Origin of the sequence: Breoghania sp. JC706, assembly GCF_037026715.1 — a bacterium.
Classification (GTDB): Bacteria; Pseudomonadota; Alphaproteobacteria; order Rhizobiales; family Stappiaceae; genus Breoghania.
On the sequence record NZ_JBANCG010000010.1, the window covers coordinates 41,797 to 54,429 of the forward strand.

Genomic DNA, 12,633 nt, shown 5'->3' on the forward strand with positions numbered 1-12,633 from the left:
GGCCAGTGTTGTAGCCAGTGTCGAGGTTTTCGCGATGCCTACATTTCTCGTCAACGTGTCGAAGATCCAGCAGAACCTCGACGCTATTTTCGCTCGGGCGCAGGAGAGGAAGATCGACTTCGTCTCCGTGGTCAAATCGTTCCACGATTCATCGGAACTGATGCATCTGTTCGACCGGCGCCGCCCGTCCTATCTCGGCATGTCGAAGCTGCCGCTCGCCGAGAAGTTCCGCGATCAGGTCCAGAGCCCGATCATGATGACCAGCATTCCCCGCCCGGCGGACGCTGCGCGGACGGTCCGTATCGCCGAGGTCAGCCTCAACAGCAACCTGGAGACCATCGCCGCGCTCGACCGCGCGGCGGCCGACGCCGGCACGCATCACGGCATCGTCCTGATGATCGATGTCGGCGACCTGCGCGAAGGCATCCTGCCGGCCGATGCGGCGGCCTTCGTGCGCGCCCTCGCCGGGCGCGGTTTCGCGCATGTCTCGATCCGCGGCATCGGCACGAACTACGCCTGCGCCAACGGCGTGGAGCCCTCGGCGGCGAACCTGGAGACGATCTACTCGCTGGCGGGCGAACTCGCCGCGATCCTCGGTGCGCGCCCTTACGTCTCGCTCGGCGGGTCCTCCATCCTCGACTGGCTGGATCACCATCATCTGCGCGACTGGCCGACCCAGATCCGGATCGGGCAGAGCATCCTTCTGGGAACGCTGCCGGTGGTGGATACGGCCGCGCCGGGCCTCTGCACCGACACGCTGGTCTTCCGCTCCACCATCCTGGAACAGGCGCTGAAACCCTCCGCACCGGCCGAGCCGGGCGGGGCGGACGCGCTGGGCGCCGTCAACAGGCCCTGCGACCGCGGCTTCCGTCGGCGCGCGATCCTCGATTTCGGGGTCTCCGATACCGACCCCAAGGCCCTCGTGCCCAGCGATCCGGGCATCGAGATCATCACGGCCAATTCCGACTACACCATCGTCGACGTAACGGACTCCAACCAGCCTTACGACGTCGGCGACACGATCGACTTCATCCCCAAGTACCGCGCGATGCTGCAGGGGTTCATCTCCCCGTATCTGGAAAAGAAATATCAGTAGCCGGCACCGCAATGGCCCTGACGCAAGCGAGAGACCCGAGGAACCGGACGCATCGATGAACCAGACGTATCCCACGATAGACCTTGAGAACCTGATGCGGGAAACGCGGCCGCGAACGCCGTCCCGGCGGGACTTTCATTCCCCCGAAATCGATGGGATAAGCCTGCCCGTCGTCGTCCTCGACGGGGCGCGGCCAGGCCCCACGGTCTGCGTGTCGGCCGGCGTCCACGGTTCGGAATATTGCGCGCTGGAGGTGGCACAGCGGCTCCTCGCGCTGGACCCGGCCGAAGTCAGCGGCCGCATCATCGTGCTGCCGCTGGTCAATATCCCGGCGTTTATCGGCCGCGCGGCCTACGTCAACCCGACGGACGGCATCAATCCCAACCGCGCCTTTCCCGGCCGAGCCGACGGCTCGCAGAGCTACAGGCTCACCCACTGGCTGACATACGGCATCTTCCGGCACTGCGATTTCCTCATCGATCTGCATTCCGGCGATCTCAGCGAATACGTGCGCCCGTTCGCCATATTCCTGCGCGACGATCCACGCACCAGGGCGCTTGCCCGCGCCGCGCGGCTGGAATTCTCCATCGGCCTCGGCCCGGGCGGAATGAGCCTTCACGGTGCGGCGGCGGTGGGCGTGCCCGGCGTCATCCTGGAGGCCGGCGGTGCCCTGTCGCGCGGCGCCGATGTCGTCGGGATCCTCCATTCCGGCCTGCTCCGGGCGCTGGCCTTTACCGGCGCGATCCGCCTGTCCGACGACGAGGAGGCGACCGCCGGCGCAGGCGACGACACGCTGATCGAGGCGCCCGCGGCCATCATCGCCACGCAGGATGGCTTGTGGTATCCGGAAAACGAGGTCGGCGCGATTTTGGAGGAAGGCGCGGTGGTGGGGCGGATACGCGACTATTTCGGCTACGAGAAGACAGCGATCCACGCGCCGCAGTCCGGCGCGCTGCTCTACCAGCTGGTCGGCATGCCGGTGAACGCGGAAGAGATCCTGTGCTGGATCGGCGACAAATGAGCGGGGCGGCGGGCAAGGGTTCGCGCGCGCCGGACGAGACCGCGCATGAGGGCGATCAGGTCACGGCGACGGCGCTGCTCGCCTTCGCCATGGCGCTGTCGGGAACCGTCGGCGTGGTGGTGGTCGCCTCCGGGCTTTCCTCGGTATCGGCGGTCTTCTTCAGATGCCTGTTCGGCGCCATGGCGCTGTCGCTGTGGTGCATTCTGCGCAGGAAATTCGATATCGCGTCGATCAACAGGGGCAATGTCGCGATCGTCGTGATCAGCGGCCTGTTCCTGGTCGTCAACTGGGCCGCGCTGTTCCAGTCCGTCCGCCTCATCCAGGTCGGCCTGTCCTTCGTCATCTATCACCTGCAACCGTTCTGGATCATCATCATCGGCGCCGCGTTCCTCGGCGAGCGGCTGTCGAAGGCGAAGCTTCTGTGGACCGGCGTGGCCTTCGTCGGACTGATCCTCGTCGTCGGCCCGAAGATCGGGGCGATCTCGGCCGACTGGGGGCTCGCCGCAGGCATCTTCTTCGCGCTGCTGGCCTCCGTTCTCTATGCCGGCTCCACGCTGACGGCCCGACGCATAACCAATGTCGACCCGTCGTTCCTGGCCATCGTCCATTGCGTCATCGGCATGGTGGTGTTCTCGCCGGTGCTGGCGGGCTTCCAGTGGGGGGAGGTCACCGCCGTCGGTTGGTCGTGCCTCGTCAGCCTCGGCATCGTCCAGACGGGCGTCGTCTACACGCTTCTGTATGCGACCTACCCGAAGGTGCCGACGGCGACCATCGCCATCTGCGCCTTCCTCAATCCGATCACCGCGCTCGTTTCGGACTATCTCGTCTACGGCCACTCCATCACGCTCGTTCAGGGGCTGGGCGTGGCGATCATCATGATCGCGGAACTGGGCGTCACCGTCGGCTGGGGCCGGCGCCTCGGCGCGGCGAAAACGACCGCCTAGAGCGCTTGTCCTTCAGACGGAATCGTCTGATCGACAGGAACATGCGCAAGGGTGCGGCCCCTGGATGAAACGGGCATGCGCCATCAGAACCGGTAGGCCGTCTCGCTCCTGTAGACGGCCCCCGGGCGCAGGATGCAGGGCGGGAAATCTGCCCGGTTCGGGCTGTCGGGCCAGGCCTGGGTTTCCATCGCCAGTCCCGCGCGCGCCTTCAGCCGCGTCCCGCCATATCCGAGCGCGCCTTCCAGATGGGCGCCGTCATAGATCTGCAAACCCGGTTCCGTGGTCGAGACGGTGAGCGAGAGACCGCTTTCCGGGCTTTCCAGCCACGCGACATCGCGCAGCCGGCCGTCGGCGCCATCGAGGCAGAAATTGTGGTCGTAGCCGGCGCCGCCGATCGCGCGCGGCGTGCGGAAATCGAAGGCGGTGCCCGCGACGCCGGCGATCTCTCCCGTCGGGATCAGGTCGCCGTCCACGGGCAGATACCGGCTTGCCGCCACGCGCAGCCGGTGGCGCTCGATGTCGCCGCTGCCATCCAGCACGAAATAGCCGTGATGGGCGAAGCTGCAGGGCGTGGCCCGGGTCGTGCGGGCCTCGATCGCGATGCGCAGCGTCGCCGGCGGCTCCAGCGAGACTGTGGCGGCAACCGTCAATGCGCCGGGAAATCCCATGTGCCCGTCGGGCAGATCGAGCGCGAGGCGCGCGCGGGTCTCCGTCGCACCCTCCAGCCGCCACAGCTGTTCGCCGGTGCCGCCGCTGCCGCCGTGGAGCGTGTGGCGGGCGCGGAAATTCGCATCGGTGTGAAAGGTCTCGCCATCAAGCGCAAACCGCGCCCCGCCGATCCGGTTGGCGAAGCGGCCGACCAGCGCGCCCGTATAGAGAAGATCCCCGAGATAGTCCTCCAGCCGGTCGGCGCCGATCACCACGGACCGGCCGTCGAGCCTCAGATCCTGCACGGTCGCCCCCCATGTCAGAAGCGAGGCTTCGAGCCGTCCGGCGGAAAGCCGCACGCGCTCGACCTCGCGCGCGTCGGGAAGGACGCCGAAGACATCTCGTTCCCTCATGGCCGCACCTTCATAGCCGTACTGGCGGTTCCGCCAGCCCCCTCACGCCGGGGGCGAGGGCGAAGGTGAGGCCGTCTTCCCGCGTCGGGTGCGTCAGCCCCTCCCGTGCCGTCGTGACATAGAGCGCATCGAGCGCCGCGCCGGCGAAACAGGGACACGAGGGCTGTCGTGCGGGCAGGGGAAGCGTGCGCTCAAGCCGGCCGTCGGCAAGATAGCGCGCCACGCGGGAGGCACCCCACTGCGCGTTCCACAGCGCGCCTTCCGCGTCGATGACGGCGCCGTCCGGGTTCAGGCCCTCGGCTTCGAGATCAAGGAAGACGTCCGCGCCCTCGCACGGCCAGCCCGCTGTATCGAGCGCCACGGTCCAGATTTTCCGGCGCGAGGTGTCCGCGAAATAGGCGCGGCGCCCGCCGGGGGCGAAACAGATGGCGTTCGGGATCGAGATCCTGTCGTAGAGCAGGCGGAGCTCGCCCCCATGAAAACGGTAGATGGCGCCGGCCTCGCTTTCCGCGCGCTTTCCCATCGTGCCGATCCAGAAGCCGCCCATCGGGTCGGCCCGACCGTCGTTGGAGCGGGTTTCGGGACGGTCCGCCTCCAGCGCGGCGACAAGCCTGCGTTCGCCGGTCGCGATGTCGAAGCGGTAGAGCCCTGTCTCGCTCGCGATGAGAAGCGTATCGCGGTCGATCCACCCGGCGGCGGAGGCGTGTTCGCCGATGTTCCAGCTCAACGGGCCGGCATCGGTGCGCGACAGCAGCTTTTTGCCGAGAATGTCGAACCAGAAGAACTGCCGCCGCTCCGGGTGCCAGAACGCGCCCTCGCCCAGTTCGCAGGCGCGATCGTCGAAAATCTCGCTCATGCGGCGGCCTCCTGCCGGGGTCTCGTCGCGCGCGATCCGCCGAGGGCGGACAGACGCAGAAGGCTCTTCTGGAGCAGGATGAAGGCCAGCAGCAGAAGGCCGATGATGATCTTGGTCCACCAGCTCGACAGCGTGCCGTCGAAGACGATGTAGGTCTGGATCAGCCCCATGGTCATGACGCCCACCAGCGTGCCGAAGACGAAGCCCGCGCCGCCGGTCAGCAGCGTTCCGCCGATGACGACGGCGGCGATGGCGGTGAGTTCCGTGCCCACGGTCGCCAGCGGATAGCCGGACTTGGTGTAGATGGAAAAGACGATGCCCGAGAGCCCGGCCATGAACCCGGAAAAGGCGTAGATCGCAACCGTCGTGCGCCCGACGCGCACGCCCATCAGCCGCGCCGTCGCCTCGCCGCCGCCGAGCGCGAAGACGGCGGCGCCGAAGCGTGTGCGGTGCGCCACGACCATCCCGACCGCGACCGCGACCAGCATCGACGCGCCGATCAGCGTCAGCCGCCCCTTGCCGGGCATCAGCCAGTAGGCGCCGTCGAGAAGGTCGTAGAAGGGATGATTGATCGGAACGGAATCGATCGTCAGCATGTAGGCCATGCCGCGCATGAGGAACATGCCGGCGAGCGTCACGATGAAGGGCGGCATGGCGAGCACATGGATGAGCCCGCCCATGGCAGCGCCGAAGGCGGTGGTGACGACGAGCAGCAGCACGAAGACGACGAGCGGATGGAGGTTCGTGTCGCGCAGCATCACCGCGATGAAGACGCCGGAAAACGCGATGACCGAGCCGACGGAGAGATCGATCCCGCCGGAGAGGATGACGATGGTCATCCCGACCGCGACGATGCCGAGATAGGCGTTGTCGGTCAAAAGGTTGCCCACCACCCGCGTGGACAACATGGCGGGGAACTGCATCACGCAGATCGCCCAGGCGAGCGCGAAGATGGCGATGGTCGCGGCGAGCGGATAGAGGCGCGGGTTCATTGGCCTTGTGCCTTCGCGGACAGGGGAACGGCCTCGCGCCGGCGGCGGGCCGTGCGACCGACCGTGCGCCATTGATGGGCGAGGTTCGGGCTCTGCAGCACGAGGATGACGAGCACCAGCGCGGCCTTGATGACGAGGTTGTATTCGGAGGGAAAGCCCGCCAGCAGGATGCCGGTGTCGATGGTCTGGATGATCAGCGCGCCGATGAGCGAGGCGGCGATGGAAAACCGCCCGCCCAGCAGCGAATTGCCGCCGATCACCACGGCGAGGATCGCATCCAGCTCCAGCCACAGCCCGGCATTGTTGGCGTCCGCCCCGCGGATGTCGGCGGCCGAGATGATCCCCGCCAGCCCCGCGCACAGGCCCGAGGCGACGTAGACCGCGACCAGCAGCACGGCGGCGTTGACGCCGGCAAGTGCGGAGGCCGACCGGTTCACGCCGACCGCCTCGACCAGCAGCCCCAGCGCCGTGCGCCGCATCAGGACCGCGATGGCGAGCGCAGCCGCCAGCCAGATCAGCGCCGGAACCGGAATGCCGAGAAGATCGCCGGAGCCGAGGAAGGCCAGTCCCTCGTTGGAGAAGGTGAGAATGCGCCCCTCGGTGATCAGCTGCGCGATGCCGCGTCCCGAGGTCATCAGGATCAGCGTGGCGACGATCGGCTGGATGCCGATGAGCGCGACGAGGCAGCCGTTCCACAGGCCCGCCGCCGCCCCCGCCATGAGCGCCAGCGCCAGCGCACCGGCGAGCGGCACGTCGTGGGTGATCGCCCACGCGGCGACGGCGCCGGAAATCGCCATGACCGTGCCGACGGAAAGATCGATGCCCCGCGTGGCGACCACAAGCGTCATGCCGACCGTCAGAAGCCCCACCTGCGCGCCGCGCTTGGCAATGTCCATCAAGGGGCCGACGAAGCGACCGTCGACGACATCGACCCTCAGGAAATCGGGAAAGAACAGCGTCACCAGGGCCACGAGAGCGGCAAGCGTCACGAGCTGGGGCGCGATACGGCGCAAGACGGTCACGCGGCTTCCTCCCCGCTCTCGCGCCGGCCCGCATCCGGGGTGGCGATGGCGCGTACGATGGTGTCGGAGGTGATCTCCCGTCCGGTCAGCTCCGCCACGTGCCGGCGGTCGCGCACGACGATGACGCGGTCCGCCACGGCGATGAGTTCGTCGAGTTCGGAGGAGATGATGAGGATTGACATGCCCTCGGCCGTCACCTTCTGGATCAGCCGCAGGATTTCCGCATGCGCGCCCACGTCGATGCCGCGCGTCGGCTCGTCGAGAATGAGAAAGCGCGGGTTCATGGCGAGCCAGCGCGCCAGCACGACCTTCTGCTGGTTGCCGCCGGACAATTCGCCGACCGGCTGCTCCGGTCCAAAGGTGCGGATGTCGAGGCGGGCGATATAGTCGTTCGCCAGCCGGGTCTGCTCCGCGCTGGACAGGCGGCGGAACCAGCCCCGGTGCGCCTGAAGCGCAAGGGCGATGTTCTCGCGCACCGAGAGATCGGCGACGATGCCGTCCGCTTTCCGCTCTTCCGGCGCGTAGCCGAAGCCGGCGGCGACGGCCGCGCGCGGGGAGGAAAGATCGAAGGTCCCGTTCCCGTCGCGCGCCGCGCCGCTGTGGGCCTCCACCACGCCGAACAGAAGCTCCGCGCTTTCGGTGCGTCCCGAGCCCAGAAGGCCGGCGAGACCGAGCACCTCGCCGCGCCCGACGGCAAGGTTAAAGGGCTCGATATGCCCGCGCCGGCCGAAATTCTCGAACCGCAGCAGCTCCGGCCTTTGCGCCGCCGCCTCATGCGTCTTGCCGTGCGCGATGACCTCGTCTTCCAGCGCATGGCCCAGCATGTGCTCGATCAGCCGGACGCGGTTAAGATCGGCGGTGCGCTCGCTCGCCACCCTGCGGCCGTTGCGCAGCACCGTGACCCGGTCCGTCAGCGCGAAGACCTGATCGAGAAAGTGGGAAACGAAGATGATGCCGAGCCCCCGATCCCTCAGTCCGCGCACCACGTCGAACAGTGTCTCCACCTCGCGCGCGTCGAGACTGGCGGTCGGCTCGTCGAGGATCAGGACCTTGCCCGAAAGCGCGACCGCGCGGGCGATGGCGATGATCTGGCGCACCGCCACGGAATAGGCGGCGAGGTTGCGCGATACGTCGATATCGAGCCCGTAGCCCTCCAGCATCGCCTCGGCCTGGCGCTTCTGGGCCCGGGCATCGACCATGCCGAAGCGCGTCGGCTCCCGGCCGAAGGTCAGGTTCTGCGCGACCGTCAGGTTCGCCAGCAGATTGACCTCCTGATAGACCGTGCCGATGCCCAGTTCCTGCGCCTTGGAGGTCGAACGCGGCGAGATCGTGCGCCCTTCGAGCGAGATTTCGCCGCCGTCGCGGCTGTAGGCGCCGGTCAGGCACTTGATGAGCGTGGACTTGCCCGCGCCGTTCTCTCCCAGAAGCGCGTGGATCTCGCCGGCCGCGAGGTCGAAATCGACCGCGTCGAGCGCCGTCGTGCCGGGAAAGGTCTTGGTGAGCGAGCGAATGGTGAGCAGCATCTCGGAACGGTCCGCTTCGTCTGGAACTGGCTCGCCGGCGCGGCGATGGCAGGCCGCCGCGCCGGTCGCGTCCGTGTCAGTAGCCGAGGTTCTTGCGGCGCTCGTACTCGCCTTCCGGATCGTCGGCCTTGGTGTAGAGCTTCGAATCCGTCTGGATGAACTTCGGCGGCACCGTGCCGTCGTCCATGTAGGCCTTGAGCGCATCGAAGGCGGGCCCGGCCATGTTCGGCGTCAGTTCCACCGTCGCATTCGCCTCGCCGGCGGCAATCGCCTTGAAGATGTCCGGCACGCCGTCGATGGAGACGACCAGAATATCCTCGCCCGGCTTCAGCCCGGCTTCCTTGATGGCCTGGATCGCGCCGACGGCCATGTCGTCGTTATGGGCGTAGAGCGCGCAGATGTTCTGCCCCCCGCCTTCGGCCTGCAGGAAGGATTCCATCACCTCCTTGCCCTGCGCGCGGGTGAAGTCGCCCGTCTGCGAGCGCACGATCTTGACGTTGTCATGACCGGCGATGGCCTTCTCGAAGCCGGTCTTGCGGTCGATCGCCGGCGAGGACCCGGTGGTGCCCTGCAGCTCCACGACGCGACATTCCTTGCCCGCGACGTGATCGACCAGCCATTGGCCGGCGACTTCGCCCTCGTGCACCAGATCGGAGCCGACGGCCGTCAGATAAAGCGACTTGTCGCTGTCCACCTGCCGGTCGAGCAGGACGACGGGAATTTCCGCATCCTTGGCTTCCTTCAGCACGCTGTCCCAGCCGGTCGCCACCACGGGCGCCAAAAGGATCGCGTCCACGCCCTGGGCGATGAAGGAACGGATGGCGGCGATCTGGTTTTCCTGCTTCTGCTGGGCGTCGGAGAATTTCAGGGTGATGCCGCGCTCTTCGGCCTGCTGCTTGGTCAGCGTCGTCTCCGCCGCGCGCCAGCCGGATTCCGATCCGATCTGCGAAAAGCCCACGGTCTGGGCGAGCGCGGTCTGGCTGAGTGCAGCCGATGCGCCGAAGGCCGCCAGCGCGACCGCTGTCAGAAAATTCCTCATGTCGTCTCCTCCCTCTTCAATGAACCGAAACGGAGAGCTCCCGTCCGTCTCGATGGATGAATTCAATTATTCAAAGCGTTCGTCTCTCCCCTGGTTTGGCGTGTTCAGATGGACGCCGAACGTACGCCACTTGTTCCCCTCTCCCCCCTTGCGGGGGAGATGTCGACCTAGGGTCGACAGAGGGGGGTATGGCGGCAGACACGGAGCAAGCGGCGTTACCCCCCTCTGTCACGCGAAGGCGTGACATCTCCCCCACAAGGGGGGAGAGGGGTGCTCACGGCTTGCGCCCCGCGCCTTTCCACCGCCCCGGGATCCGTCCGCAAAGCCCAATCCTCCTTCGACGAGCCTCTCCTCCTTTCCCATCGGTCGCATCGCCGGATCGTCAGCCCTCGGCAAGCGCCGGATCGAAGAAGTCCGGCGCCTCAAGCCGGCGGCCGAGCGTGAAGGCGTCGGCGACCAGCGTCATCGGACGAAGATCGACCTCCGAGGCACCGGCCTCCAGAAGATCGGCGAGTTTCGCGTAAAGCCCGTCATATTCGCCGTGGATGCCGGGCTTTTCCCAGTTTTCGCCGGCATGCCGCACGCCGTCGATCTCCATGATCGCGCCGCCCTGGTCGAGCGTCAGAGTACCGGCGTCGGTCTCGATGGTCTGGCGCCAGAACGGATCGCCCTCGTGGAGAAAGTCGAGATCGGCGACGACGAGCGGGCCGGCGGGGCCGTCCATGCGGACCTCGCCGGCGATCGGCGTCTCGCAATTGCCCGGAAACCGCAGGTCCGCACCGCTCACGTGAACCGGCACCGGCAATATCTCCGTCAGGATCGAGAAGGCGTTGATCGCGGTATCGAAGATGCCGAGCCCGCCGGCCTGCCAGATCCAGCGCTGTCCCGGATGCCAGACGCGGGTGTCCTCCTTCCAGTCGATACGGACCGACGTCACCTTTCTGCCCGCAAGCCACGCCTTCGCCGCCGCGACCGAAGCCGCGTGGCGAGAATGCCATGTGGCGAACAGCGTCAGGCCCTTGTCGGCCGCCAGCGCCTCAAGCGCGTGAACCTCCGACAGGCTCGCACCCGGCGGCTTTTCCAGCATCACATGGCAGCCCGCATCGAGTGCGGCGCGTGCGCCCGGGTAGCGGACCTGCGGCGGGGTGCAGAAGCTGACGACGCGGATATCCGGCCGCTCGCGGACCAGCGCCTCGACACTGTCGAAATTCTGCACGCCATCGACGCCGCCGGACCGGCTGACGGTTGCCGCCAGCTCGAAGGCGGGCGAGGCCGCAAGTGCCGGGACGTGCTGGTCGCGGGCGATCTTGCCGATGCCCACAAGCGCGATGCTAGTGGCTGTCACGTGGTACCTCCCGGCCGCGGCGGCCCTTGAGAAAGACGAAATCGGCACCCGTGTCGGCACCTTCGACGTTGTCGTAATAAAGACGGGTGTAGCCGCCCCGTTCAGGCGGCCCTTCCGGCGCGCGCCACTCGGCAAGGCGCGCGGCGATCTCCTCGTCCGGCAGATCGAGATGGAGGGAGCGGGCCTCCACATCGATCTCGATCATGTCGCCGCTGCGCACGATGGCGAGCGGCCCGCCGGCGGCGGCTTCGGGCGACACATGCAGGATCACCGTGCCGTAGGCGGTGCCGGACATGCGCGCGTCCGATATGCGCACCATGTCGGTGATGCCCTTCCTCAGCACCTTGGGCGGCAGGCCCATGTTGCCGACTTCCGACATGCCCGGATAGCCCTTCGGGCCGCAGTTCTGGAGAACCATCACGCAGGTCTCGTCAATGTCGAGCGCCTCGTCGTCGATCCGCGCCTTGTAGGCGTCGATATCCTCGAAGACCACGGCGCGGCCGCGATGCTTCATCAGGTGCGCGGAGGCCGCGGACGGCTTGATCACCGCGCCGCCGGGCGCCAGATTTCCCTTCAGCACGGCGATCCCGCCCGATGACGCCAGCGCCCGCTCCGCAGGCCGGATCACGTCCTCGTTCCAGTTCACCGCGTCGCCGACCTCCTCCCAGATGGATTTGCCCGACACCGTCAGCGCGTCGCGGTGGAGCAGCCCGGCCTCGCCCAGACGCTTCAGGACGACGGGCAGGCCGCCGGCATAGAAGAATTCCTCCATCAGATAGTCGCCCGACGGCATCAGGTTGACGATGGTCGGCACGTCGCGGCCGAGCCGGTCCCAGTCGTCGAGCGTCAGCGGCACCTCCACGCGGCCGGCGAGCGCCAGAAGATGGATGACCGCATTGGTCGAGCCGCCGATCGCGCCGTTGGTGCGGATCGCGTTCTCGAACGCCTGCCGCGTCAGGATGTCGGAGGGCTTGAGGTCGTCCTTGACCATCTGCACGATGCGCCGTCCCGTCATCTGCGCCATCACACGCCGGCGCGCATCGACGGCGGGAATGGCGGCATTGCCGGACAGCGCCATTCCCAGCGCCTCGGCCATGGAGGCCATGGTGGAGGCCGTGCCCATCGTGTTGCAGGTGCCCGACGACCGGCTCATCGCCTGTTCGGCCTCCAGAAAATCCTCCCGGCTGATCTTGCCCGCCTTGATGTCCTCCGACATCTGCCACAGCGCCGTGCCCGAGCCGATCCGCTCACCCCGGAACCAGCCGTTCAGCATCGGCCCGCCGGAGACGACGATCGACGGGATATCGGTGGAGGCCGCCCCCATCAGGAGCGACGGCGTGGTCTTGTCGCAGCCCACCAGCAGCACCGCGCCGTCGATGGGCTGGGCGCGCATGGTCTCCTCCACCGCCATGGCGGCGAGGTTGCGGTACATCATGGCGGTCGGGCGGAACGTGTTCTCCGACGCCGAGAAGACCGGTACTTCCAGCGGAAATCCGCCGGCCTCCCAGATGCCCGCCTTCACCTTCTGCGCCAGCTCGTGCAGATGGCCGTTGCACGGCGTCAGCTCCGACCAGGTGTTGAGCACGCCGATCACCGGCCGGCCATCGAACAGGTCGTGCGGGTAACCCTGGTTCTTCAGCCAGCCGCGATGATAGATGTTGTCGCGCGACGTGCCGCCGTACCATTCCTGCGATCTGAGCTTGCGGGGCCATGCGGCCGGTCGGAATGCCATCG

11 protein-coding genes are annotated in these 12,633 nt (G+C 67.4%); 3 read left to right on the forward strand and 8 right to left on the reverse strand.

The window, feature by feature from the left end; all coding sequences use genetic code 11:
* Positions 1 to 34: 34 nt before the first annotated feature.
* The 3 genes from V2L18_RS19565 to V2L18_RS19575 are packed head-to-tail and all read left to right on the forward strand — an operon-like array spanning position 35 to position 3,061.
* Positions 35 to 1,096, forward strand: coding sequence for an alanine racemase (locus V2L18_RS19565; protein ID WP_336180007.1), 1,062 nt, complete (start codon positions 35 to 37; stop codon positions 1,094 to 1,096).
* 55 nt (positions 1,097 to 1,151) lie between these two features.
* Entirely contained in the window at positions 1,152 to 2,117 is a 966-nt protein-coding gene (locus V2L18_RS19570; protein ID WP_336180008.1) for a succinylglutamate desuccinylase/aspartoacylase family protein, read from the forward strand.
* Complete coding sequence (locus V2L18_RS19575; protein ID WP_336180009.1) at positions 2,114 to 3,061, forward strand: DMT family transporter; 948 nt, start codon at positions 2,114 to 2,116, stop codon at positions 3,059 to 3,061. The genes V2L18_RS19570 and V2L18_RS19575 overlap by 4 nt, the downstream gene beginning before the upstream one ends.
* An 83-nt stretch (positions 3,062 to 3,144) precedes the next feature.
* On the opposite strand, the gene V2L18_RS19580 is transcribed toward V2L18_RS19575, so the two are convergent.
* The 8 genes from V2L18_RS19580 to araD all read right to left on the reverse strand — a co-directional run bounded on the left by V2L18_RS19580 (position 3,145) and on the right by araD (position 12,631).
* Positions 3,145 to 4,122 carry an aldose epimerase family protein gene (locus tag V2L18_RS19580; protein WP_336180010.1) on the reverse strand — a complete coding sequence of 326 codons (978 nt, stop codon included), beginning with the start codon at positions 4,120 to 4,122 and terminating at the stop codon, positions 3,145 to 3,147.
* A gap of 10 nt (positions 4,123 to 4,132) precedes the next feature.
* Positions 4,133 to 4,978, reverse strand: coding sequence for an SMP-30/gluconolactonase/LRE family protein (locus V2L18_RS19585; protein ID WP_336180011.1), 846 nt, complete (start codon positions 4,976 to 4,978; stop codon positions 4,133 to 4,135).
* The gene (gene yjfF, locus V2L18_RS19590) at positions 4,975 to 5,970 is read right to left on the reverse strand and encodes a galactofuranose ABC transporter, permease protein YjfF (protein WP_336180012.1); all 996 of its coding nucleotides are present in this window, start codon (positions 5,968 to 5,970) and stop codon (positions 4,975 to 4,977) included. The genes V2L18_RS19585 and yjfF overlap by 4 nt, the downstream gene beginning before the upstream one ends.
* Positions 5,967 to 6,992 (reverse strand): ABC transporter permease, encoded by a 1,026-nt coding sequence (locus V2L18_RS19595; RefSeq protein WP_336180013.1) that lies wholly within the window; start codon positions 6,990 to 6,992, stop codon positions 5,967 to 5,969. Before V2L18_RS19595 ends, yjfF begins: the two co-directional genes overlap by 4 nt.
* Positions 6,989 to 8,515: a sugar ABC transporter ATP-binding protein gene (locus tag V2L18_RS19600; RefSeq protein ID WP_336180014.1), complete on the reverse strand. Its 1,527-nt coding sequence runs from the start codon at positions 8,513 to 8,515 to the stop codon at positions 6,989 to 6,991. Before V2L18_RS19600 ends, V2L18_RS19595 begins: the two co-directional genes overlap by 4 nt.
* A 76-nt stretch (positions 8,516 to 8,591) precedes the next feature.
* Positions 8,592 to 9,554: a galactofuranose ABC transporter, galactofuranose-binding protein YtfQ gene (gene ytfQ, locus V2L18_RS19605; protein ID WP_336180015.1), complete on the reverse strand. Its 963-nt coding sequence runs from the start codon at positions 9,552 to 9,554 to the stop codon at positions 8,592 to 8,594.
* A gap of 382 nt (positions 9,555 to 9,936) precedes the next feature.
* Positions 9,937 to 10,899, reverse strand: coding sequence for a Gfo/Idh/MocA family oxidoreductase (locus V2L18_RS19610; RefSeq protein WP_336180016.1), 963 nt, complete (start codon positions 10,897 to 10,899; stop codon positions 9,937 to 9,939).
* Positions 10,886 to 12,631, reverse strand: a complete 1,746-nt coding sequence (gene araD, locus V2L18_RS19615; RefSeq protein WP_336180017.1) for an L-arabinonate dehydratase — start codon at positions 12,629 to 12,631, stop codon at positions 10,886 to 10,888. Before araD ends, V2L18_RS19610 begins: the two co-directional genes overlap by 14 nt.
* Positions 12,632 to 12,633 lie beyond the last annotated feature (2 nt).

Bases quoted from the DNA above. Each gene is read 5' to 3' on its own strand.
- V2L18_RS19565 (WP_336180007.1), top strand. From the start codon at position 35: ATGCCTACATTTCTCGTCAACGTGTCGAAGATCCAGCAGAACCTCGAC.
- V2L18_RS19570 (WP_336180008.1), top strand. From the start codon at position 1,152: ATGAACCAGACGTATCCCACGATAGACCTTGAGAACCTGATGCGGGAA.
- V2L18_RS19575 (WP_336180009.1), top strand. From the start codon at position 2,114: ATGAGCGGGGCGGCGGGCAAGGGTTCGCGCGCGCCGGACGAGACCGCG.
- V2L18_RS19580 (WP_336180010.1), bottom strand. From the start codon at position 4,122: ATGAGGGAACGAGATGTCTTCGGCGTCCTTCCCGACGCGCGCGAGGTC.
- V2L18_RS19585 (WP_336180011.1), bottom strand. From the start codon at position 4,978: ATGAGCGAGATTTTCGACGATCGCGCCTGCGAACTGGGCGAGGGCGCG.
- yjfF (WP_336180012.1), bottom strand. From the start codon at position 5,970: ATGAACCCGCGCCTCTATCCGCTCGCCGCGACCATCGCCATCTTCGCG.
- V2L18_RS19600 (WP_336180014.1), bottom strand. From the start codon at position 8,515: ATGCTGCTCACCATTCGCTCGCTCACCAAGACCTTTCCCGGCACGACG.
- ytfQ (WP_336180015.1), bottom strand. From the start codon at position 9,554: ATGAGGAATTTTCTGACAGCGGTCGCGCTGGCGGCCTTCGGCGCATCG.
- araD (WP_336180017.1), bottom strand. From the start codon at position 12,631: ATGGCATTCCGACCGGCCGCATGGCCCCGCAAGCTCAGATCGCAGGAA.